Source organism: Kosakonia pseudosacchari, from assembly GCF_900184035.1.
In the GTDB taxonomy this organism is placed as follows: Bacteria; Pseudomonadota; Gammaproteobacteria; order Enterobacterales; family Enterobacteriaceae; genus Kosakonia; species Kosakonia pseudosacchari.
Window position 1 is genome coordinate 302371 of sequence record NZ_FXWP01000010.1, and the last position, 21909, is coordinate 324279.

20 protein-coding genes are annotated in these 21909 nt (G+C 54.5%); 12 read left to right on the forward strand and 8 right to left on the reverse strand.

Annotated features, from left to right (window positions below; genetic code table 11):
- The first annotated feature begins 31 nt into the window (after nucleotides 1–31).
- The 3 genes from fkpB (at nucleotide 32) to rihC (ending at nucleotide 2424) form a co-directional block, all read left to right on the forward strand.
- Entirely contained in the window at nucleotides 32–502 is a 471-nt protein-coding gene (gene fkpB, locus BN2591_RS07810) for an FKBP-type peptidyl-prolyl cis-trans isomerase (RefSeq protein ID WP_020456500.1), read from the forward strand.
- Nucleotides 483–1433 carry a 4-hydroxy-3-methylbut-2-enyl diphosphate reductase gene (ispH, locus tag BN2591_RS07815; protein ID WP_017457879.1) on the forward strand — a complete coding sequence of 317 codons (951 nt, stop codon included), beginning with the start codon at nucleotides 483–485 and terminating at the stop codon, nucleotides 1431–1433. Before fkpB ends, ispH begins: the two co-directional genes overlap by 20 nt.
- A gap of 76 nt (nucleotides 1434–1509) precedes the next feature.
- Entirely contained in the window at nucleotides 1510–2424 is a 915-nt protein-coding gene (rihC, locus tag BN2591_RS07820) for a ribonucleoside hydrolase RihC (RefSeq protein WP_086870677.1), read from the forward strand.
- Here rihC and BN2591_RS07825 read toward each other — a convergent pair.
- Entirely contained in the window at nucleotides 2388–3320 is a 933-nt protein-coding gene (locus BN2591_RS07825; RefSeq protein ID WP_086870451.1) for a LysR family transcriptional regulator, read from the reverse strand. The two genes, rihC and BN2591_RS07825, sit on opposite strands and share 37 nt — an antisense overlap.
- A 93-nt stretch (nucleotides 3321–3413) precedes the next feature.
- Between BN2591_RS07825 and BN2591_RS07830 the strand changes: the two genes are divergently transcribed.
- The 8 genes from BN2591_RS07830 to folA all read left to right on the forward strand — a co-directional run bounded on the left by BN2591_RS07830 (nucleotide 3414) and on the right by folA (nucleotide 13422).
- Entirely contained in the window at nucleotides 3414–4043 is a 630-nt protein-coding gene (locus tag BN2591_RS07830; protein ID WP_086870453.1) for an alanyl-tRNA editing protein, read from the forward strand.
- A gap of 161 nt (nucleotides 4044–4204) precedes the next feature.
- Nucleotides 4205–5026, forward strand: coding sequence for a 4-hydroxy-tetrahydrodipicolinate reductase (dapB, locus tag BN2591_RS07835; RefSeq protein ID WP_086870454.1), 822 nt, complete (start codon nucleotides 4205–4207; stop codon nucleotides 5024–5026).
- 454 nt (nucleotides 5027–5480) lie between these two features.
- Nucleotides 5481–6629: a glutamine-hydrolyzing carbamoyl-phosphate synthase small subunit gene (gene carA / locus BN2591_RS07840; protein WP_086870456.1), complete on the forward strand. Its 1149-nt coding sequence runs from the start codon at nucleotides 5481–5483 to the stop codon at nucleotides 6627–6629.
- 16 nt (nucleotides 6630–6645) lie between these two features.
- Complete coding sequence (carB, locus tag BN2591_RS07845; protein WP_086870458.1) at nucleotides 6646–9870, forward strand: carbamoyl-phosphate synthase large subunit; 3225 nt, start codon at nucleotides 6646–6648, stop codon at nucleotides 9868–9870.
- A 141-nt stretch (nucleotides 9871–10011) separates the two neighbouring features.
- Nucleotides 10012–10245, forward strand: a complete 234-nt coding sequence (locus BN2591_RS07850) for a YgdI/YgdR family lipoprotein (RefSeq protein ID WP_086870460.1) — start codon at nucleotides 10012–10014, stop codon at nucleotides 10243–10245.
- A 132-nt stretch (nucleotides 10246–10377) separates the two neighbouring features.
- Nucleotides 10378–10908, forward strand: a complete 531-nt coding sequence (gene kefF / locus BN2591_RS07855) for a glutathione-regulated potassium-efflux system oxidoreductase KefF (protein WP_086870462.1) — start codon at nucleotides 10378–10380, stop codon at nucleotides 10906–10908.
- Complete coding sequence (kefC, locus tag BN2591_RS07860; RefSeq protein ID WP_086870464.1) at nucleotides 10901–12763, forward strand: glutathione-regulated potassium-efflux system protein KefC; 1863 nt, start codon at nucleotides 10901–10903, stop codon at nucleotides 12761–12763. Before kefF ends, kefC begins: the two co-directional genes overlap by 8 nt.
- A 179-nt stretch (nucleotides 12764–12942) precedes the next feature.
- Nucleotides 12943–13422, forward strand: a complete 480-nt coding sequence (folA, locus tag BN2591_RS07870; RefSeq protein ID WP_086870466.1) for a type 3 dihydrofolate reductase — start codon at nucleotides 12943–12945, stop codon at nucleotides 13420–13422.
- Between the two features lie 66 nt (nucleotides 13423–13488).
- On the opposite strand, the gene apaH is transcribed toward folA, so the two are convergent.
- The 6 genes from apaH to lptD are packed head-to-tail and all read right to left on the reverse strand — an operon-like array spanning nucleotide 13489 to nucleotide 20191.
- Nucleotides 13489–14337, reverse strand: a complete 849-nt coding sequence (gene apaH / locus BN2591_RS07875) for a bis(5'-nucleosyl)-tetraphosphatase (symmetrical) ApaH (RefSeq protein ID WP_086870468.1) — start codon at nucleotides 14335–14337, stop codon at nucleotides 13489–13491.
- Between the two features lie 4 nt (nucleotides 14338–14341).
- Nucleotides 14342–14719 carry a Co2+/Mg2+ efflux protein ApaG gene (gene apaG, locus BN2591_RS07880; protein WP_086870470.1) on the reverse strand — a complete coding sequence of 126 codons (378 nt, stop codon included), beginning with the start codon at nucleotides 14717–14719 and terminating at the stop codon, nucleotides 14342–14344.
- 3 nt (nucleotides 14720–14722) lie between these two features.
- On the reverse strand, nucleotides 14723–15544 hold the full coding sequence (rsmA, locus tag BN2591_RS07885) for a 16S rRNA (adenine(1518)-N(6)/adenine(1519)-N(6))-dimethyltransferase RsmA (protein ID WP_020456512.1): 822 nt from the start codon (nucleotides 15542–15544) through the stop codon (nucleotides 14723–14725).
- Nucleotides 15541–16527, reverse strand: a complete 987-nt coding sequence (pdxA, locus tag BN2591_RS07890) for a 4-hydroxythreonine-4-phosphate dehydrogenase PdxA (protein WP_086870472.1) — start codon at nucleotides 16525–16527, stop codon at nucleotides 15541–15543. The genes rsmA and pdxA overlap by 4 nt, the downstream gene beginning before the upstream one ends.
- Nucleotides 16527–17813 carry a peptidylprolyl isomerase SurA gene (gene surA, locus BN2591_RS07895; protein WP_086870474.1) on the reverse strand — a complete coding sequence of 429 codons (1287 nt, stop codon included), beginning with the start codon at nucleotides 17811–17813 and terminating at the stop codon, nucleotides 16527–16529. Before surA ends, pdxA begins: the two co-directional genes overlap by 1 nt.
- A gap of 53 nt (nucleotides 17814–17866) precedes the next feature.
- On the reverse strand, nucleotides 17867–20191 hold the full coding sequence (gene lptD / locus BN2591_RS07900) for an LPS assembly protein LptD (protein ID WP_086870476.1): 2325 nt from the start codon (nucleotides 20189–20191) through the stop codon (nucleotides 17867–17869).
- A gap of 196 nt (nucleotides 20192–20387) precedes the next feature.
- Between lptD and djlA the strand changes: the two genes are divergently transcribed.
- The gene (gene djlA / locus BN2591_RS07905; protein WP_020456517.1) at nucleotides 20388–21209 is read left to right on the forward strand and encodes a co-chaperone DjlA; all 822 of its coding nucleotides are present in this window, start codon (nucleotides 20388–20390) and stop codon (nucleotides 21207–21209) included.
- A 39-nt stretch (nucleotides 21210–21248) separates the two neighbouring features.
- Here the strand turns inward: djlA and rluA are convergent, their stop codons facing one another.
- Nucleotides 21249–21908 (reverse strand): bifunctional tRNA pseudouridine(32) synthase/23S rRNA pseudouridine(746) synthase RluA, encoded by a 660-nt coding sequence (gene rluA, locus BN2591_RS07910; protein ID WP_086870478.1) that lies wholly within the window; start codon nucleotides 21906–21908, stop codon nucleotides 21249–21251.
- Between the last annotated feature and the right edge of the window lies 1 nt (nucleotide 21909).

Sequence of the window (21909 nt, forward strand, 5' to 3'; positions counted from 1 at the left end):
ATACAACACGAAAACATAAAGAGCAACCTGCATGTCTAAATCCGTACAGAGCGATAGCGCGGTGCTGGTGCACTTCACGCTTAAGCTCGAAGATGGCTCTCTTGCCGAGTCAACCCGCAACAATGGCAAACCGGCGCTGTTTCGTCTTGGCGACGGTTCACTCTCCGAAGGACTGGAACAACATCTGCTTGGCCTGAAAGCCGGGGAGAAAAAAGTCTTTTCTCTGGAGCCAGACGCCGCATTCGGCACGCCGAGCCCGGATCTGATTCAGTACTTCTCGCGCCGTGAATTTATGGATGCCGGTGAGCCGGAAGTCGGTGCGATTATGCTCTTTACCGCAATGGACGGCAGCGAAATGCCGGGCGTGATCCGTGAAGTCAACGGCGATTCGATTACCGTTGATTTTAACCATCCGCTGGCGGGCCGAACCGTTCATTTTGATATCGATGTGCTGGAAGTTGATCCGGCACTGGAGGAAACAAATGCAGATCCTGTTGGCTAACCCGCGCGGTTTTTGCGCCGGCGTTGACCGCGCTATCAGCATTGTTGAAAACGCGCTGGCTCTCTACGGCGCGCCGATTTATGTGCGCCATGAAGTGGTGCATAACCGCTATGTTGTCGATAGCCTGCGCGAACGGGGCGCAATCTTTATTGAGCAAATCAGCGAAGTGCCGGATGGCGCGATCCTGATTTTCTCCGCGCACGGCGTCTCTCAGGCGGTGCGTAACGAAGCGAAAAGCCGCGATTTGACTGTTTTTGACGCCACCTGTCCGCTGGTTACCAAAGTGCATATGGAAGTGGCGCGTGCCAGTCGTCGCGGTGAAGAAGCGATTCTGATAGGTCACGCAGGGCATCCGGAAGTGGAAGGCACCATGGGGCAGTACAGCAACCCGAAAGGGGGCATGTACCTGGTTGAATCGCCGGAAGATGTCGACACGCTGAATATCAAAGACGCGGGCAAACTGTCGTTTATGACGCAAACCACGCTCTCCGTCGACGATACGTCAGATGTGATTGACGCGTTGCGTGCGCGTTTCCCGCAGATTGTCGGCCCGCGCAAAGACGATATTTGCTACGCCACCACCAACCGTCAGGAAGCGGTGCGCGCGCTGGCGGAACAGGCGGAAGTGGTGCTGGTGGTCGGTTCGAAAAACTCCTCTAACTCTAACCGCCTGGCCGAGCTGGCACAGCGGATGGGGAAAGCGGCGTATCTCATCGACGACGCTTCTGATATTCAGGAAGCATGGGTAGACGGTATTAACTGCGTTGGCGTTACCGCCGGGGCCTCCGCGCCGGATATCCTGGTGCAAAATGTTATTGTCCGCTTGCAGGAATTGGGCGGCGGCGAAGCGATCCCGCTGGAAGGGCGCGAAGAGAATATTGTCTTCGAAGTGCCAAAAGAGCTGCGGGTGGATGTTCGCGAAGTCGAATAACGTTTTACGCGAAGCTTTATGCGAAGATGCCAGACTGAGTCTGGCATTTTTTATGGATAATTTTTGTGGAGGCGTTATGCGTTTACCCATGATTCTCGACACCGATCCCGGTATCGATGATGCCGTTGCCCTTGCCGCCGCGCTGTTCGCGCCACAGTGCGATCTCAAACTTATCACCACCGTTGCAGGTAATGTTTCGCTGGAAAAAACTACCCGCAATGCGCTGCAACTACTGAATTTCTGGCATGCGGATATCCCGCTGGCGCAGGGGGCGGCAACACCACTGTTGCGCCCGCTATATAGCGCCGCTGACGTACATGGCGAGTCCGGTATGGATGGCTACGATTTTATTGAACATCAGCGTCAGCCATTGGCTATTCCTGCTTTTCAGGCCATGCGTGACGTACTGCTGGCTTCGCCGGAACCGGTAACGCTGGTCACTATCGGCCCGTTAACCAACATTGCGCTATTGTTAACACACTACCCGGAGTGCCAGTTCAATATTCGCCGCCTGGTGATGATGGGCGGTTCTGCCGGGCGCGGCAATTTTACGCCCAATGCCGAATTCAATATCGCCATCGATCCCGAGGCCGCTGCGCGCGTGTTTACTAGCGGGCTGGAGATCGTGATGTGCGGGCTGGATGTGACTAATCGCGCGACGTTGACACCGGAATATCTGGCGGCGCTACCAGCGCTCAACAACACCGGCAAAATGTTGCATGCCCTGTTTAGCCATTACCGTAGCGGCAGCATGGCAACCGGGCTGCGGATGCATGACCTTTGCGCTATCGCCTGGCTGGCACGTCCGGAACTGTTTACGCTGAAATCCTGCTTTGTTGCGGTGGAAACGCAGGGGCAATACACCACCGGAACCACGGTAGTGGATATTGAAGGCAAACTGGGACTGCCGCCCAATGCGCAAGTTGCGCTGGATATCGATGTCGACGGCTTCCGTCACTGGGTGGCTGAAGTGCTGGCGCTGGCTCCCTGAGCGGCCATTTTCTCTGTCAGGTAATCGATCATTGCCCGCATTCTGGCGGGCATATGCTGGTTACGCATCCACAGCAACCACAGTTCACCGCTATAGCTGCTGATGAATTCCCACTCGGGTAACACTTGCACAATCTCGCCACGGCTCAGCGCGTGTTGCGCGGTAAAGAGCGGAAGGCTGCCAATCCCCAAATGTCGTTTTACGGCATCCAGGCGGACACCGGTATGGTTAGCCGCATAGCGCCCTTGTGTGGTGATAGTTTCTGTTTTCCCGGCGCGACGGAATTTCCAGCGCGCATCCGCTGGCGTTTCGCCAAGGCTAATACAGCTATGTTCGCGCAGCGCCAGTGGTTGTAATGGCGTACCGTTGCGGCGCAGGTATTCTGGGGTCGCGCAAATGACATGCGTTACCGGCATTAATGCTCTGCCATACAGGCCTGGAGAGGGGGAGTGGGTTATGCGTAACGCCAGATCAACACCGCCATCAATCAAATCAATGTAGCGATCTTCGAGACGTAAACAGATATCCACTTGCGGGTAGCGCTGTAGAAATTCGGGGATCAGCGGATGGATAACAAAACTGCCCACCGCTTTGGGCACGCTGATAGTCAGCTTACCTTGTGCGATTTGTTGTGCGCTGCTACCGGAATCTATTGCCTGGCGAGCGGCGTCAAGCATGTCCAGCGCATGTTCATAGACACTTTTCCCCGTCTCGCTAAGCGCCAGTTTACGTGTCGTTCGGTGCAACAGTTTGCTGCCTAACTCGCGCTCAAGACGCGATACGCTGCGGCTGATAGCGGAAGGTGTGGCACCGGAAACCCGCGCAGCGGCGGAAAAACTGCCTTGTTCTACGATCAACACAAAGGTAGCAAGGTCGGGAAGCAGAGAAAGATTCATTTGTGCATACCAGGCAAAGGTGCAATGAATACATGCAGGATTATCGCTTTGGGAGTATGAAATATACTCTTCTTCTTTAGAGGAGAACAGCCGATGACAGAACGTCTTTATTACACCCACGATGCGCTGGAATGCACCGCCCGATTAATACGCACTAGCCTGCAGGATGATGGCCGTTATGCGGTGGTGCTGGATCAGACCCTTTTTCACCCACAGGGCGGTGGGCAGCCCGCGGATACAGGCTGGATCAATGGCGTCGTGGTTGAAAGTGTCCTTCAGCAAGATGACGAGATTATTCATCTCCTGGCCCAACCCTTGCCCCGCGAGGAGGTCACTTTACAGGTAGATGCGGTTTCCAGGGCGCTACACACCCAGTTACACTCCGCCGGGCATTTGATTGGTTATGCGGGAGAGTTGCATGGCTGGCAACCGATTAAAGCGCACCACTGGCCGGGAGAAGGGCGGATTACATTTAACGCAACCGACAGTGCCAGCGTGCCTGATATTGATGCGCTCAGCGAGCACATCGCGCGCTGGCAGGCGGCTGCATTGCCTCGCATTGTTACCTTCGACGCGGGACGTCGCACCGTGCGTTTTGGCGATCTTCCCGCCTATGGCTGCGGCGGAACCCATGTCCCCTCGCTGGCGGCGCTTGGTCAAGTGGTTATCAGTAATATTAAAATCAAAAAAGGTCAGCTTATTGTGTATTACACGGTGCAATGAGCCTTTCTGAACGCGCGCTTCGTCGTATCATGCCTTTTACTGATATTTCCGGCTGTATATCATTAATTTCTTATTATCGGTGTTTTCGGCTGGTGGCCCCGACACGGGCTGGTTAATCTGGAAACGATTCTTACGCATTTTTTTAACAAAAGAGCACAACTATGCATGATGCACCAATCCGCGTAGCCATCGCGGGTGCTGGCGGGCGTATGGGCCGCCAGCTGATTCAGGCAACACTGGCAATGGACGGCGTTGAACTTGGCGCGGCGCTGGAACGCGAAGGTTCTTCTCTGCTGGGAAGCGACGCCGGTGAACTGGCTGGCGCGGCGAAAACCGGTGTGACCGTGCAGAGCAGTCTTGAGGCAGTGAAAGAGGATTTTGATGTCTTTATCGATTTCACCCGCCCGGAAGGCACGCTGGCACATCTGGCTTTCTGCCGCCAGCACCATAAAGGAATGGTAATTGGCACTACCGGTTTTGATGACGCGGGCAAGCAGGCCATTACCGAAGCGGCACACGATATCGCCATTGTTTTTGCTGCCAACTTTAGCGTTGGCGTCAATGTCATGCTCAAACTGCTGGAGAAAGCGGCGAAAGTCATGGGGGGCTACACCGATATCGAAATTATCGAAGCGCACCATCGCTACAAAGTCGATGCCCCGTCGGGTACGGCGCTGGCGATGGGTGAGGCGATTGCCGGCGCACTGAATAAAGATTTAAAAACGTGTGCGGTTTATGCGCGCGAAGGGCATACCGGCGAGCGTGTTCCCGGCTCAATTGGCTTTGCCACGGTACGTGCAGGCGACATCGTCGGCGAACATACCGCGATGTTCGCCGATATTGGCGAACGTGTTGAAATCACACATAAAGCCTCCAGTCGCATGACGTTTGCCAATGGTGCGGTTCGCTCCGCTTTGTGGCTGAAAGGAAAGAATAATGGCCTTTTTGATATGCGGGATGTGCTTGATCTCAACAATTTATAAGGTTTATTACCCATCGTGATGTGGTTGTTGCAGTCATAATCAGTTGATTGCAAAGGGCAATATTTTATTGCCCTTTTATTTTTCCTTTTTCATCCTTCATTTTATACAAACCTGCCATAATCTCTGTTTATCTACCTGTTTTATGTTTCTCAATTGTAAATTTTGACCATCTGGTCTACTTTTTTGATATCCGCCGTTAGAAAATGCAATTTTCTCAGCGCGCAAGCGTTTTCCCGCTGAGTTTATCTGATCTTTTTATCGATTAAATCCAGTAAAAAGGGGCAGTGGCGTAAAAGAATAAGAAAAATACCGGAGAAAAGTTGACTTTTAACCGACATCTCTCCAGAATGCCGCCGTTTGCCAAAAATCCACGGCAAGCAAATTTGCATTGATTCAGGCTCTCAATATGAATTAATATGCAAATAAAGTGAGTGAATATTCTCTGGAGGGTGTTTTGATTAAGTCAGCGCTATTGGTTCTGGAAGACGGAACCCAGTTTCACGGTCGGGCCATAGGGGCAACGGGCACGGCGGTTGGGGAAGTCGTTTTCAATACTTCAATGACCGGTTATCAAGAAATCCTCACTGATCCTTCCTATTCCCGCCAAATTGTTACTCTTACTTATCCTCATATCGGCAATGTCGGCACTAACTCCGCTGATGAAGAATCCTCCCAGGTACATGCGCAAGGTCTGGTCATTCGTGACCTGCCGCTGATTGCCAGCAACTTCCGCAGTACCGAAGATCTCTCTTCTTATCTTAAGCGCCATAACATTGTGGCGATTGCGGATATTGATACCCGTAAGTTGACGCGTCTGCTGCGTGAAAAGGGCGCGCAGAACGGCTGCATCATCGCGGGTGATAACGTTGATGCCGCGCTGGCGCTGGAAAAAGCGAAAGCCTTCCCGGGCCTGAACGGTATGGATCTGGCGAAAGAAGTCACAACGGCGGAAACCTACAGCTGGACGCAAGGCAGCTGGACACTGGCGGATGACCTGCCGCCGGCGAAGAGCGAGAGTGAGTTGCCGTACCACGTTGTCGCATACGACTACGGTGCAAAACGCAACATCCTACGCATGCTGGTAGACAGAGGCTGCCGCCTGACGGTCGTTCCGGCGAAAACCCCGGCGGCGGATGTGCTGAAACTCAATCCGGACGGCATCTTCCTGTCTAACGGTCCTGGCGACCCGGCACCGTGCGATTACGCCATCGAGGTGATTAAAACCTTCCTTGAAACGGATATTCCGGTGTTCGGTATCTGTCTGGGTCATCAGTTGCTGGCACTGGCGAGCGGTGCGAAGACGGTGAAAATGAAGTTTGGCCACCACGGCGGTAACCATCCGGTAAAAGATATCGATAACAATACTGTGATGATCACTGCGCAGAACCACGGTTTCGCGGTTGATGAAGCGTCAATGCCTGCAAACCTGCGCGTAACGCACAAATCGCTGTTCGATGGCACGTTGCAAGGCATTCACCGCACCGATAAACCGGCGTTTAGTTTCCAGGGACACCCGGAAGCAAGTCCAGGCCCGCACGACGCCGCGCCGCTGTTTGACCACTTTATTGAGTTAATCGAGCAGTATCGTCATACCGCCAAATAATCAGGAGAAAAGAGCAATGCCAAAACGTACAGACCTAAAAAGCATCCTGATCCTTGGCGCTGGCCCGATTGTTATCGGCCAGGCATGTGAATTTGACTACTCTGGCGCACAAGCGTGTAAAGCGCTGCGTGAAGAGGGTTATCGCGTCATTCTGGTCAACTCCAACCCGGCGACCATTATGACCGACCCGGAGATGGCTGATGCGACCTATATCGAGCCGATCCACTGGGAAGTAGTACGCAAAATTATTGAAAAAGAGCGCCCGGACGCGGTGCTGCCGACCATGGGCGGCCAGACCGCGCTGAACTGCGCGCTGGAACTGGAACGCCAGGGCGTACTGGAAGAGTTTGGCGTCACCATGATTGGCGCGACTGCCGATGCGATTGATAAAGCGGAAGACCGCCGTCGCTTCGACATTGCGATGAAAAAAATCGGCCTCGACACGGCGCGTTCCGGTATCGCGCATACCATGGATGAAGCGCTGGCTGTCGCGGCTGATGTCGGTTATCCGTGCATTATTCGCCCCTCCTTTACCATGGGCGGCACCGGCGGCGGTATCGCCTATAACCGCGAAGAGTTTGAAGAGATTTGTGCCCGCGGTCTTGATCTTTCACCTACCAATGAGCTGCTGATTGATGAGTCGCTGATTGGCTGGAAAGAGTATGAGATGGAAGTGGTGCGCGATAAGAACGACAACTGCATCATTGTCTGCTCGATTGAAAACTTCGACGCCATGGGCATCCACACCGGTGATTCCATCACCGTCGCCCCTGCGCAAACGCTGACCGACAAAGAGTATCAAATCATGCGTAACGCCTCGATGGCGGTACTGCGTGAAATCGGCGTTGAAACCGGCGGGTCTAACGTGCAGTTCGCGGTGAACCCGAAAAATGGTCGCCTGATTGTTATCGAAATGAACCCGCGCGTATCGCGTTCTTCGGCGCTGGCGTCGAAGGCGACGGGTTTCCCGATTGCTAAAGTCGCGGCGAAACTGGCGGTGGGCTACACGCTGGATGAGCTGATGAACGACATCACCGGCGGGCGTACTCCGGCCTCGTTCGAACCATCTATCGACTATGTTGTGACCAAAATTCCTCGCTTCAACTTCGAGAAATTTGTGGGCGCGAATGACCGTCTGACCACGCAGATGAAATCTGTTGGTGAAGTGATGGCAATTGGCCGTACCCAGCAGGAATCAATGCAGAAAGCGCTGCGCGGCCTGGAAGTGGGTGCGACCGGTTTCGACCCGAAAGTGAGCCTTGACGACCCGGAAGCCCTGACGAAAATCCGCCGCGAACTGAAAGACGCCGGCGCTGAGCGTATCTGGTACATCGCCGATGCGTTCCGTGCGGGCTTATCTGTTGATGGCGTGTTCAACCTGACCAACATCGACCGCTGGTTCCTGGTGCAAATCGAAGAGCTGGTGCGCCTGGAAGAGCAGGTGGCAAGCGTGGGCATCAACGGCCTCGACGCTGACTTCCTGCGTACCCTGAAGCGTAAAGGCTTTGCCGATGCCCGTCTGGCAACCCTGGTCGGTGTGCGCGAAGCGGAAATCCGCAAACTGCGCGACCAGTACAACCTGCACCCGGTTTACAAGCGTGTGGATACCTGTGCGGCGGAGTTCGCGACCGATACCGCTTACATGTACTCCACCTATGAAGAAGAGTGCGAAGCTAACCCGAACCCGGATCGCGAAAAAATTATGGTGCTCGGCGGCGGGCCAAACCGTATCGGCCAGGGCATTGAGTTTGACTACTGCTGCGTACACGCATCATTGGCGCTGCGCGAAGATGGTTACGAGACCATCATGGTCAACTGTAACCCGGAAACGGTCTCGACCGATTACGACACCTCCGATCGTCTCTACTTTGAACCAGTAACGTTCGAAGATGTGCTGGAAATCGTGCGTATCGAAAAACCAAAAGGCGTTATCGTGCAGTACGGCGGGCAGACGCCGCTGAAACTGGCGCGTGCGCTGGAAGCCGCCGGTGTCCCTGTGATTGGCACCAGCCCGGATGCTATCGACCGTGCGGAAGACCGCGAGCGCTTCCAGCATGCGGTTGAACGCCTGAAACTGAAACAGCCTGCTAACGCCACAGTTACGGCGCTGGAGCAGGCAGTTGAGAAAGCGAAAGAGATTACTTACCCGCTGGTGGTGCGTCCTTCTTATGTCCTCGGTGGTCGCGCGATGGAAATCGTCTACGACGAAGTGGATCTGCGTCGCTACTTTATGACCGCGGTTAGCGTTTCCAACGACGCGCCGGTACTGCTGGATAAATTCCTCGACGACGCGGTGGAAGTGGATGTTGATGCGATTTGCGACGGCGAAACTGTGCTGATTGGCGGCATTATGGAGCATATCGAACAAGCGGGCGTACACTCCGGCGACTCCGCTTGTTCGCTGCCTGCTTACACCCTGAGCCAGGAAATTCAGGATGTGATGCGCCAGCAAGTGCAGAAACTGGCGTTTGAATTGCAGGTTCGCGGCCTGATGAACGTGCAGTTTGCGGTGAAAGATAACGAGGTTTACCTGATTGAAGTGAACCCGCGTGCCGCACGTACTGTTCCGTTCGTCTCCAAAGCCACCGGCGTACCGCTGGCGAAAGTGGCGGCGCGCGTGATGACCGGCAAAACGCTGGCTCAGCAAGGTCACACCAAAGAGATTATCCCGCCGTACTACTCGGTGAAAGAAGTGGTGCTGCCGTTTAACAAATTCCCTGGCGTTGACCCGCTGTTAGGGCCAGAAATGCGCTCTACCGGTGAGGTGATGGGTGTGGGACGTACGTTCGCCGAAGCCTTCGCCAAAGCGCAACTGGGTAGTAACTCGACCATGAAGAAACAGGGGCGCGCGCTGCTGTCGGTACGCGAGGGGGATAAAGAGCGCGTGGTGGATCTCGCCGCGAAGCTGCTGAAACAGGGCTTTGAGCTGGATGCGACCCACGGAACGGCGATTGTACTGGGTGAAGCGGGCATTAACCCGCGTCTGGTGAATAAGGTGCATGAAGGTCGACCGCACATTCAGGATCGTATTAAGAATGGCGAATATACCTACATCATCAACACCACGGCGGGGCGCCAGGCGATTGAGGATTCCAAGCTGATTCGCCGCAGCGCGCTGCAGTATAAAGTGCACTACGACACCACGCTGAACGGCGGCTTTGCTACCGCGATGGCGCTGAATGCCGATGCCACAGAAAAAGTGATTTCCGTACAGGAAATGCACGCGCAGATTAGCAAATAATCTGCTCCCCTCTCTCCCTTGCGGAGAGAGGGTTCTTTACTTCCCCCTTCAGAGTGTTCTGCATTTTCCCCACCGTTCAGTGAGTTAACCTAAAATGGCTTAACAGACGAATGAAATTCACTGGAAAGCAGGGAGATAACCATGCGAACTAAACTTCTGATGACCTCGATTTTTACTGCAGCAGCACTGTTTACCGTTGCCGGGTGCTCCTCCAACCAGGCAGTACGCACGACTGATGGTCGCACCATTGTGACCGACGGCAAACCGCAGGTTGATGATGACACCGGGCTGGTTTCTTATAAAAATGCCGAAACCGGAAAAACCGAGCAGATTAACCGCGATCAGGTGAAAAACATGAGCGAACTGGATAACTAATCCCTTCCTCACTTGCGGTGGCTCCGGCTGCCGCATGCCTTTCCGCTATTCCCGCACAGATTGCCGCTTTTAGCCAGACGATTAACTGACTACACTTTCAAGAAAAAGCGTGTAGTGAAAACAGGTTAATCAATGATCCTCATAATTTATGCCCATCCTTATCCGCAGCATTCGCATGCGAATAAGCGCATGATTGAGCAGGCAGGGACGCTGGAAAACGTTGAAATACGTTCTCTTTACGAACTCTATCCTGACTTCAATATTGACGTCGCCGCCGAGCAGGAGGCGATTTCCCGTGCCGATTTGGTTATCTGGCAACACCCGATGCAGTGGTACAGCGTGCCGCCATTATTCAAACTCTGGCTGGATAAAGTGCTGGCGCACGGCTGGGCGTATGGTCACGGTGGAACCGCGCTTCACGGCAAAAATGTGCTGTGGGCGGTGACAACGGGTGGGGATGACCACCATTTTGATATCGGCTCGCACCCTGGTTTTGATGTGCTTTCCCAGCCGCTGCAGGCGACAGCGCTTTATTGCGGGATGAACTGGCTGCCGCCTTTTGCCGTGCACTGTACGTTTATCTGCGACGATGAGACGTTGCAGGCGCAGGCGCGCCATTACAAACAACGTTTACTGGAGTGGCAGGAGGTGCAGCATGGATAGCCATTCGTTAATTCAGGCGCTGATCTATCTCGGGTCGGCGGCGCTGATCGTGCCGATCGCCATGCGCCTGGGGCTGGGGTCAGTGCTTGGTTATCTGATTGCCGGGGGCATTATTGGCCCGTGGGGATTGCGGCTGGTAACTGACGCGGAATCAATTCTCCATTTTGCGGAAATCGGCGTCGTACTGATGCTGTTCGTGATTGGCCTTGAACTCGATCCGCAGCGTTTATGGAAACTGCGTGCCTCGGTGTTTGGCGGCGGCGCGTTGCAAATGGCCAGTTGTGGGTTATTGCTCGGCGGGTTTTGTGCGCTTCTCGGACTCCCGTGGCCGGTTGCGGTATTAATTGGTCTGACGCTGGCGTTGTCATCAACAGCAATTGCCATGCAGGCGATGAATGAGCGCAACCTTACCGTATCGCAAATGGGGCGCAGCGCCTTTTCCGTGCTGTTGTTCCAGGATATTGCCGCGATCCCGTTGGTAGCGATGATCCCTCTACTGGCTGCCAGCGGCGGGGCGATGACGCTCAGTGCCTTCGCGCTTTCAGCGCTCAAAGTGGTTGCCGCGCTGACGCTGGTGGTGCTGATCGGGCGCTATATTGCCCGCCCGGCGTTGCGCTTCGTTGCGCGATCCGGTTTACGGGAAGTGTTCTGCGCCGTGGCACTGTTCTTGGTCTTCGGTTTCGGCTTATTGCTGGAAGAGGCGGGACTGTCGATGGCAATGGGCGCGTTTCTTGCCGGTGTGTTGCTTGCCAGCTCCGAATATCGCCATGCGCTGGAAAGCGATATTGAACCCTTTAAAGGCTTGCTGCTTGGGCTGTTTTTTATCGGCGTGGGAATGTCGATTGACTTCGGCACGCTGGTGACGCATCCACTGCGCATCTTACTGTTGCTGGTCGGTTTTTTGGTGATCAAAAGCGCGGTGCTGTGGCTGATTGCCCGTCCGTTACGCGTTCCTGGCAAGCAGCGTTTATGGTTTGCCGCCCTGCTCGGGCAGGGAAGTGAGTTCGCCTTTGTGGTGTTTGGCACCGCGCAAACCGCGCAGGTGCTGGATAGCGAATGGGCGAAAGCGTTAACTCTGACGGTCGCGTTGTCGATGGCTGCAACGCCGCTGCTACTGGTGCTGTTGGCCCGTCTTGAAGCATCCGGCAGTCAGCAGGAGCGCGAAGCGGACGAAATCGACGAGGAAGAAGCGCGGGTTATTATTGCCGGGTTCGGACGTTTCGGGCAGATCGCCGGGCGTTTGTTGCTCTCCAGCGGCGTGAAGATGGTGGTTCTGGATCACGATCCCGATCATATTGAAACACTGCGTAAATTCGGCATGAAGGTGTTTTATGGCGATGCGACACGCGTTGATTTGCTGGAATCCGCCGGTGCCGGGCGGGCAGAAGTATTAATTAATGCCATCGACGATCCGCAGGCCAGCCTACAATTAACGGAGCTGGCGAAAGAGCACTTTCCGGATCTGCGCATTATTGCCCGCGCCCGCGATGTCGATCACTACATTCGCTTGCGCCAGGCGGGTGTCGAGAAACCGGAGCGTGAAACCTTCGAAGCGGCGTTGAAAACCGGAAGGCTGGCGCTGGAAGGGTTGGGGCTTGGTTCGTATGAAGCGCGTGAACGCGCCGATCATTTCCGTCGTTTCAACACCGCGATGGTGGAAGAGATGGCGCAGGTGGAAAACGATACGCAGGCGCGCGCGGCGGTGTTTAAACGCACCAGCGCGATGCTGACGGAGATCATTTCGGAAGACAGAGCGCATCTGTCATTAACCCAGCGCCACGGCTGGCAAGGTACGGAAGAGGGGCGTCATACGGGCGATCCCGCAGACGAGCCGGCAGTTAAACCGCAAGCGTAAATCGTCGCTTACGGATAACGTGCTGATTCAACACGGCTGGAAAGCTGGCGGTGCAGATTCGGGGTGCGGTGCCGCCAGCAGAATAGAAAATTTTCTTATTCTTTACCTCGCGCCCCGTCGACGAAAGATTGCGCTTTCCGTATAGTGGCGACAATTTTTTGGCTTCCAGGAATGAATAAATGATCAGTCTGATTGCGGCGTTGGCAGTGGATCGCGTCATCGGCATGGAGAATGCAATGCCGTGGAATTTACCTGCCGATCTCGCCTGGTTTAAACGCAATACCTTAAACAAACCGGTAGTCATGGGACGCCTGACGTGGGAATCCATCGGTCGTCCGCTGCCGGGGCGTAAGAACATTGTGATCAGTAGCCAGCCGGGTACTGACGATCGCGTGCAATGGGTGAAATCCGTTGATGAAGCGATTGCACAATGCGGTGACGCTGAAGAGATCATGGTGATTGGCGGTGGTCGTGTTTACGAGCAGTTTCTGCCGAAAGCGCAGCGTTTGTACCTGACGCACATTGATGCAGAAGTGGAAGGTGATACCCATTTCCCGGATTACGATCCGGACGACTGGGATTCCGTGTTCAGTGAGTTCCACGATGCGGACGCGCAGAATTCTCACAGCTACTGTTTCGAGATCCTCGAGCGTCGTTAATTCACTGCGCTACGACCGTGGTTGCACGGTTCTTCTCTTTCCCCGGCCCAGGCCGGGGAAATGATTTCAGGAGGCAATTGCCTCGCCGTCGCCCAAATCCATCTGGCGGTTCGACGCTTGCGTGAAGTACTGTTTATCTTCCCAGCGCAGGCAGGTCATCACGCCACCCCAGCAGCAGCCCGTATCCAGCGCGTAGATGCCTTCAGGCGTCCCTGCGCCTTCCAGCGATGCCCAGTGACCAAAGGCGATGCTGTACTCTTGCGCTACCGGTCCCGGAATTGAAAACCACGGTTTTAGCGGCGCGGGTGCGTTCTCAGGGATGTCTTTGCAGTACATATCGAGCTGCCCGTTCGGGAAGCAGTAGCGCATGCGGGTAAAGGCATTGGTGATAAAGCGCAGGCGGGCAAGACCGCTGAGCTCAGGCGTCCAGTGGTTCGGCAGATCGCCGTACATGGCATCGAGAAAAAGCGGATAAGAGTCGCTCGACAACACGGCTTCAATATCACGCGCGCAATGTTTAGCCGTTTCCAGATCCCATTGCGGGGTGATCCCGGCGTGCGCCATCACCAGTTTTTTCTCTTCGTCAATTTGCAGCAGTGGCTGGCGGCGCAACCAGTTAATTAGCTCGTCGGCGTCGTGCGCTTCCAGCAGTGGGGTAAGCCGGTCTTTGGGCTTGTTGCGGCTGATGCCGGCGTAAACGGCGAGCAGGTGCAAATCGTGGTTACCCAGCACGATACGTACGCTGTCACCAAGTGATTTGACGAAGCGCAATACCTCAAGCGAGCCAGGGCCGCGTGCGACCAGATCGCCCGTCAGCCATAAGGTGTCCTGCTCAGGTGAAAATTCAACCTGTTTTAACAGCGCGACGAGTTCATCGTAGCAACCATGAACGTCACCAATAAGGTATGTAGACATTGTATTAATGGATAAGTGTTGGAACGGCGAGTCGGAAGACCGGAATAGCGATGCGGAAGGTTTCTCCCTGCGCATCGATCATTTCGTAGTGGCCTTGCATGGTGCCCAGCGGCGTTTCAATCACCGCGCCGCTGGTATATTGATATTCGCCGCCTGGCTCAATGTGCGGCTGTACACCAACCACACCTTCGCCCTGAACTTCCGTTGCGCGGCCATTTCCATTGGTGATAAGCCAGTAGCGCTTGAGCAACTGGACAGGGGTTCGCCCCAGGTTCCGGATGGTAATGGTGTAAGCGAAAACATAGCGTTCATCGTCGGGAGCGGACTGAGACTCGATGTAGATGCTTTGTACCTGAACACAAACTCGGGGCGAATTGCTCATACGTTAACTCTCCTTCGGCGGCGCATTCTCAGTCAGGTAGTTCGCCAACTGGCAATATTGCGCAACAGAAATATTTTCCGCGCGCATCGCCGGATCGATACCTAACGACGCCAGCACTTCAACGGTAAAGACGTTGCCGAGGCTGTTGCGAATGGTTTTACGACGCTGATTAAACGCTTCGGTGGTAATGCGGCTCAGCGTGCGGATCTCTTTCACCGGATGCGGTAATTGAGCGTGCGGCACCAGACGAACCACAGCAGAATCCACTTTTGGCGGCGGTGCAAACGCGGTGGGCGGTACTTCCAGCACCGGGATAACCTGGCAGTAGTACTGCGCCATCACGCTCAATCGACCATACGCCTTACTGTTTGGCCCTGCAACCAGGCGATTCACCACCTCTTTTTGCAGCATAAAGTGCATGTCGGCAATGGCATCAGTATAGCTAAACAGATGGAACATCAACGGCGTGGAGATGTTATACGGCAGGTTACCGAAAACACGCAGCGGCTGACCTATCGTTTTTGAGAGTTCACCGAAATCCATGGTCATTGCATCTTGCTGATAAATAGTCAGTTTAGGTGCAAGAAATGGATGCGTTTGCAGGCGTGCAGCCAGGTCGCGGTCAAGCTCAATGACCGTTAATTTATCCAGACGTTCGCCCACCGGTTCGGTGAGCGCGCCAAGGCCTGGACCGATTTCGACCATGGCCTGACCCTTTTGCGGGTTGATGGCCGAGACGATGCTGTCGATCACGAACTGGTCGTGGAGAAAGTTTTGCCCGAAGCGTTTGCGGGCTAAATGGCCCTGATGGACGCGAGTATTCATTGAGTATTAACAATCATTTTGATGGCGAGATTAAGCGCCGTAATAAAACTGCCGACATCCGCTGTTCCTTTGCCCGCGAGTTCAAGCGCGGTGCCGTGGTCGACGGATGTGCGAATAAAGGGTAAACCGAGGGTAATGTTCACGCCGCGGCCAAAGCCCTGGTATTTTAGCACGGGCAGACCCTGATCGTGGTACATCGCCAGTACGGCGTCGGCATTATCAAGGTATTTGGGCTGAAAAAGCGTGTCGGCAGGCAGCGGACCGCTTAAATTCATATCTTGCGCGCGCATTTCATTGAGCACCGGAATGATGGTATCAATCTCTTCCGTCCCCATGTGGCCGCCTTCACCAGCATGCGGATTCAGGCCGCAGACCAGAATATGCGGTTGGGCGATACCAAACTTCTGTTGCAGGTCCGTGTGCAGAATGCCGATCACTTCCCGCAATAAATCAGGCGTAATGGCGTCGGCCACGGCTTTGATGGGCAAGTGCGTGGTCGCCAGCGCCACGCGTAGCTCTTCGGTCGCCAGCATCATCACCACTTTGGCGGCGTGAGAGCGCTCTTCGAAAAACTCCGTGTGACCGGTAAACGGCGTGCCTGAATCGTTGATCACCCCTTTATGCACCGGACCGGTAATCAGCGCTGCAAATTCGCCACTCAGACAGCCGTCGCACGCGCGGGCGAGGGTATCAACAACGTAAGTGCCATTAAGTGTATTAAGTACGCCAGCGGTGACGGGCGCATGCAAAGGGATGGGCAACAGCGTTAACGTGCCCGCTTGTTGCGGTACTGCTGCGGCTGTTGGATCGTAACCGCGCAGCTGAAGCGGTAGACCGAGCCGCGAGGCCCGGTCGGTCAGCAGCGTTGCGTCTGCACAGATAACCAGTTCAACCGGCCAGTCGCGCTGGGCGAGTTGCACTACCAGATCCGGGCCAATCCCGGCGGGTTCGCCGGGAGTGATAACGACACGCTGTGTTTTCATTAGTTGCTCAGAATCTTGACGTAGGCGCTGGCACGCTGTTCCTGCATCCAGGCTGCCGCCTCTTCAGAGAACTTACGGTTCATCAGCATGCGATAGGCTCTGTCTTTTTGCGCCGCGTCGGTTTTGTCAACGTTACGGCTGTCCAGCATTTCGATCAGGTGCCAGCCAAAGGAGGAGTGAACCGGGCCGCTCATCTGGCCGCGTTTTAGTTTCATCAGCGCATCGCGGAAGGCCGGATCGTAAATATCCGCAGACGCCCAGCCGAGATCACCGCCCTGGTTTGCAGAACCCGGATCCTGAGAGAACTCTTTCGCTGCGTTAGCAAAGGTGGTTTTGCCACTCTTAATATCGGCAGCGATCTGTTCCAGTTTCACGCGTGCTTGATCGTCGCTCATGATCGGCGACGGTTTCAGCAGAATATGACGGGCATGAACTTCTGTCACAGAGATGCTCTGCGTCTGACCGCGCAGATCGTTCACTTTCAGGATATGGAAGCCAACGCCCGAGCGGATTGGGCCAATGACATCGCCTTTTTTCGCCGTACTCAGCGCCTGAGCAAAGATGCTCGGCAGTTCCTGAATTCGACCCCAGCCCATCTGACCGCCTTTCAGTGCTTGCTGATCGGCAGAGTAAGTGATGGCCAGTTTGCCAAAATCACCGCCGTTGCGAGCCTGTTCCACAATAGATCGCGCCCGACTTTCCGCTTCGTTCACTTGATCAGAAGTTGGGTTTTCCGGCAGTGGGATCAGAATGTGGCTCAGATTCAGCTCGGTGCTGGCATCATTTTGGTTGCCTACCTGCTGCGCCAGGGCTTCGACTTCCTGTGGCAGCACCGTGACGCGACGGCGCACTTCGCTGTTACGCACTTCAGAGATGATCATCTCTTTGCGGATCTGATTACGGTAGGTGCTGAAATTCACCCCGTCATAGGCCAGACGGCTACGCATCTGATCCATCGTCATGTTGTTCTGTTTGGCAATGTCGGCGATGGCGGCGTCGAGCTGTTCGTCAGTCACTTTGACGCCCATTTTCGTGCCCATCTGCAAAATGATTTGATCCATGATCAGACGTTCAAGGATCTGGTGGCGCAGCGTTGCGTCGTCCGGTAACTGCTGCCCCGCCTGGCCTGCGTTGGCCTTCACGGATTGCATCAAACCATCAACGTCACTTTCCAGCACCACGCCGTTATTGACCACGGCGGCGACTTTATCAACAACCTGAGGCGCGGCAAAACTGGTATTCGCAACCATAGCGATACCGAGAAGCAGCGTTTTCCAGTTCTTCATACCTTTTCCATTTCAATTAACCGCAATGCGGATTACGTTGCAAATCAAACAGATCACAGTGAGCTACGGTACGGCAGAATGTTTGAACGCAGCATTTGTTGCGTTCCCAGGCCGTAGTTGGAGCTCAAGCCACGCAGTTCAATGTTGAAGCCGATGACTTTGTCATATTTGCTTTGTTCATTTTCCCAGCCGTTGATTTTGCGCTCATAGCCAACGCGAATCGCATAACAGCAGGAGTTATATTGCAGGCCCACCATCTGATCGGCAGGTTTACTGGTATTGGTATCGAAATAGTACGCACCAACGATGGACCACCGGTCCGCAATCGGCCAGCTTCCTGCTGCGCCCACCTGCGAAATACCATCTTTATACTGCGCTGCGGTTGCATAGTTTGGCAGCGTAGCCTGAATGTATTCCGGGCTGGCGTAACGGTAGCTCAGTTGCAGCATACGGTCTTCATCGCGGCGATACTCCAGCGACGAGCTGCTGTTAGCGATATTATTCAGACGGGTGTCGTACTGCACCCCGCCGCGCAGACCCCAACGATCGGAGATACGCCAGTACGTATCGCCCGCCCACACCAGCGAACCTGTTTTGTTGTCTTTCTCCCAGTTAATGTTGTCATCACCGGTACGGGACTCGGTGAAATAGTAGATTTGACCAACAGAAACGTTAAAACGTTCAACTGCCGCTTCATCATAAATGCGGGTTGTGACGCCGGTAGTAACCTGGTTTGCTGATGCGATACGATCCAGACCGCCATAAGTGCGATCGCGGAACAGGCCGCTGTAGTCGGATTGCAGCAGTGAGGAGTCGTAGTTATTGATGTGGCTCTGATCGCGATACGGCACGTAAAGATACTGAGCACGTGGCTCCAGCGTTTGGGTGTAGCCCTCCGCCCAGTTCATATCGCGCTCAAACACCAGTTTCCCGTCCGTTTTAAATTGCGGCATGACTCGGCTCACAGACTCTTTGTAATTGGTGTTCTCAATGTTGCTTTGCTGGTAGTGGGTCGCCAGCATTTTCACTTCGGTGTTCAGGCTGCTCCATTCATTAGACACTGGCAGACTGAGCGTTGGTTCCAGATGAACACGGGTCGCTTCCGGTCGGCTGGAGTTAGTATTGGTAAATTTCACTGCCTGGCCGTACATGCGGAAATCAAACGGACCAAGATCGTTGTGATACCAGTTAACATCCACCTGCGGCAGCGCCGAGTAAGAGTTGCTATTCTCGCGGTTAAAGACCTGGAACTGCTTAGTTGAAACGGTAGCGTTAAAATTTTCTACGCCATAGCCTACGCGGAATATCTGTGTCGCGTAACCATCCGTACTTGAGCCATATTTTGAATCGAAGTCATTAAAATAGTGCGGATCGCTTACTTTCGTGTAGTTCGCGCTGAAACGCCACACTTGATCCATCACCCCGCCATGTTGCCAGTAAAACAACCAGCGGTGACGCTCCCCTTCGCTAGGGTATTCATCCTGAAAAACTTTGTCTGACGGCAGGTAATCGAACTCAATAAGGCCAGCACCAGCCTGAGTCAGATAGCGGAATTCGTTTTCCCATTGTATGTTGCCGCGCTTATGGATGTAGTGCGGCGTAATCGTCGCATCCATATTCGGTGCAATGTTCCAGTAGTACGGCAGATAGAACTCGAAATAGTTCGTCGTGCTGTACTTGGCATTGGGGATCAGGAAACCTGAACGGCGCTTGTCACCGATAGGCAACTGCAAATATGGGCTGTAGAAGACTGGCACCGGGCCGAGCTTAAAGCGCGCATTCCAGATTTCCGCAACCTGCTCCTGGCGATCCTGAATAACTTCGCTGCCGACAACGCTCCAGGTGTTTGACCCAGGCAGGCAGGAGGTAAACATCCCATTGTCGAGAATGGTGTAGCGGTTTTGTCCTCGCTGCTTCATCAGATCGGCGGTACCGCGGCCTTGACGACCCACCATCTGGTAATCACCTTGCCAGACGTTGGTGTCTTTGGTGTTCAGGTTTGACCAACCTTTCGGACCTTTCAGGATGACCTGATTATCGTCATAGTGCACATTACCGAGTGCATCCACTGTGCGAACCGGGTCCGTCTGACCTTCCGGCTGCTGCTGATGAAGCTGCACCTCATCGGCCTGCAAACGGCTATTTCCCTGATTAATATCGACATTACCGGTAAAAACGGCATCGTCAGGGTAGTTGCCTTTTGCGTGATCGGCATTGATCGTCACCGGCAAATTATTGGTGTCGCCCTGTACCAGGGGGCGGTTGTAGCTGGGAACGCCAAGCATACATTGCGAGGCAAGATCGGCTGCCATCCCCTGCTGGCTGTAAAGGGCGGAGCCAATCATGGTGGCCAGGAGGGTGGGGATACGTTTTTTCATACGTTGTATTTGTTGTTCCGTCATCTGTGGCTTTACGCTGGCAAACGGTCTGAGACTAACTTACTCGCCTTTGCAACGCTAGTTTTAATCCTGCCCGCGTTCGAGCCAGGGGGAGAAGACTGCGCCTGTGCATGGCATAGAATGACGGGTATGATAAAGCAAATTTTAGCCGACGGCATGACGATTTGGGGAGTATATGCAGTATTGGGGGAAAGTGGTTGGGGTTGTCATCGCTCTTTTCATGGGCGGCGGCTTTTGGGGCGCGGTTCTTGGGTTGTTAATCGGGCACTTTTTTGACAAGGCGCGCAGCCGAAAAATGGCGTGGTTTGCCAACCAGCGCGAACGTCAGACGCTCTTTTTCGCCACCACCTTCGAGGTGATGGGGCATCTCACCAAATCGAAAGGTAGGGTGACCGAAGCGGATATCCAGGTTGCCAGCCTGTTTATGGATCGCATGAACCTGCACGGCGAGTCGCGCAGCGCAGCGCAGCAGGCGTTTCGTGTCGGCAAAACGGATAACTACCCGTTACGCGATAAGATGCGTCAGTTTCGCAGCGTCTGCTTCGGACGTTTCGACTTGATTAGGATGTTTCTGGAAATACAAATCCAGGCGGCCTTCGCCGATGGCTCTTTGCACCCCAGCGAACGCGAAGTGCTGTATGTGATCGCTGAGGAGCTTGGGATTTCGCGTCTGCAATTCGATCAGTTTCTGCGCATGATGCAGGGTGGGGCACAGTTTGGCGGTGGTTACCAGCATCAGCAGCAAGCGGGCGGTGGCGGCTGGCAGCAGGCGCAACGCGGCCCGACACTGGAAGACGCCTGCAATGTGCTGGGCGTGAAGCCATCAGACGATGCGACCACCATCAAGCGCGCCTACCGTAAGCTAATGGGCGAGCATCATCCGGACAAACTGGTAGCGAAAGGCCTGCCGCCAGAAATGATGGAGATGGCGAAACAAAAAGCGCAGGAAATTCAGAAAGCTTACGAGTTGATTCGCGAGCAGAAGGGTTTTCGTTAACCGCGTAACGTTCTCCCGGCGGCAAAGCCGGGGAACCTTTTAAAAATCCACCGGCGCTTTAAACGTCATGCTGTTGTTAAACGCCGGGTGGGTGATGGTCAGCGTCTCTGCATGAAGCAGCAAACGTGGTGACATTGCGAGAGCTTCTGGCGTGGCGTAAAAACGGTCACCGAGAATCGGGTGACCTAACGCTAACATATGTACGCGAAGCTGATGCGAGCGCCCGGTAATCGGCTTCAGACGTACGCGAGCGGTGCCATCTTCCTCAAACGCCAGCACTTCATACTCGGTCTGCGCCGCTTTGCCGGTTTCAAAACACACTTTCTGCTTTGGTCTGTTCGGCCAGTCGCAAATCAGCGGTAAATCCACCAGCCCTTCGGCTTTTTCCGGGTGGCCCCAAACGCGTGCCAGATACTGCTTTTTCGGCTCACGTTCGCGGAACTGGCGCTTTAACTCACGCTCGGCATCTTTGGTAAGCGCCACCACAATCACACCGCTGGTCGCCATATCCAGGCGATGGACGGATTCAGCCTGCGGGAGGTCGCGCTGAATGCGCGTCATCACGCTGTCTTTGTGCTCATCCAGACGCCCTGGCACCGACAACAAGCCGCTGGGCTTGTTGACGACCATAATGTGTTGATCCTGATAAAGAATAACCAGCCAGGGATCCTGCGGCGGATTGTAGGGTTCCATCACCATT

Excerpts from the sequence above, each read along its gene's own strand:
- fkpB (WP_020456500.1), top strand. The coding sequence starts at position 32 with ATGTCTAAATCCGTACAGAGCGATAGCGCGGTGCTGGTGCACTTCACG.
- rsmA (WP_020456512.1), bottom strand. The coding sequence starts at position 15,544 with ATGAATACTCGCGTCCATCAGGGCCATTTAGCCCGCAAACGCTTCGGG.
- BN2591_RS07825 (WP_086870451.1), bottom strand. The coding sequence starts at position 3,320 with ATGAATCTTTCTCTGCTTCCCGACCTTGCTACCTTTGTGTTGATCGTA.
- pdxA (WP_086870472.1), bottom strand. The coding sequence starts at position 16,527 with ATGAAAACACAGCGTGTCGTTATCACTCCCGGCGAACCCGCCGGGATT.
- BN2591_RS07830 (WP_086870453.1), top strand. The coding sequence starts at position 3,414 with ATGACAGAACGTCTTTATTACACCCACGATGCGCTGGAATGCACCGCC.
- apaG (WP_086870470.1), bottom strand. The coding sequence starts at position 14,719 with ATGAGCAATTCGCCCCGAGTTTGTGTTCAGGTACAAAGCATCTACATC.
- surA (WP_086870474.1), bottom strand. The coding sequence starts at position 17,813 with ATGAAGAACTGGAAAACGCTGCTTCTCGGTATCGCTATGGTTGCGAAT.
- kefF (WP_086870462.1), top strand. The coding sequence starts at position 10,378 with ATGATCCTCATAATTTATGCCCATCCTTATCCGCAGCATTCGCATGCG.
- lptD (WP_086870476.1), bottom strand. The coding sequence starts at position 20,191 with ATGAAAAAACGTATCCCCACCCTCCTGGCCACCATGATTGGCTCCGCC.
- BN2591_RS07850 (WP_086870460.1), top strand. The coding sequence starts at position 10,012 with ATGCGAACTAAACTTCTGATGACCTCGATTTTTACTGCAGCAGCACTG.
- apaH (WP_086870468.1), bottom strand. The coding sequence starts at position 14,337 with ATGTCTACATACCTTATTGGTGACGTTCATGGTTGCTACGATGAACTC.
- rluA (WP_086870478.1), bottom strand. The coding sequence starts at position 21,908 with ATGGTGATGGAACCCTACAATCCGCCGCAGGATCCCTGGCTGGTTATT.
- folA (WP_086870466.1), top strand. The coding sequence starts at position 12,943 with ATGATCAGTCTGATTGCGGCGTTGGCAGTGGATCGCGTCATCGGCATG.
- dapB (WP_086870454.1), top strand. The coding sequence starts at position 4,205 with ATGCATGATGCACCAATCCGCGTAGCCATCGCGGGTGCTGGCGGGCGT.
- kefC (WP_086870464.1), top strand. The coding sequence starts at position 10,901 with ATGGATAGCCATTCGTTAATTCAGGCGCTGATCTATCTCGGGTCGGCG.
- ispH (WP_017457879.1), top strand. The coding sequence starts at position 483 with ATGCAGATCCTGTTGGCTAACCCGCGCGGTTTTTGCGCCGGCGTTGAC.
- rihC (WP_086870677.1), top strand. The coding sequence starts at position 1,510 with ATGCGTTTACCCATGATTCTCGACACCGATCCCGGTATCGATGATGCC.
- djlA (WP_020456517.1), top strand. The coding sequence starts at position 20,388 with ATGCAGTATTGGGGGAAAGTGGTTGGGGTTGTCATCGCTCTTTTCATG.
- carB (WP_086870458.1), top strand. The coding sequence starts at position 6,646 with ATGCCAAAACGTACAGACCTAAAAAGCATCCTGATCCTTGGCGCTGGC.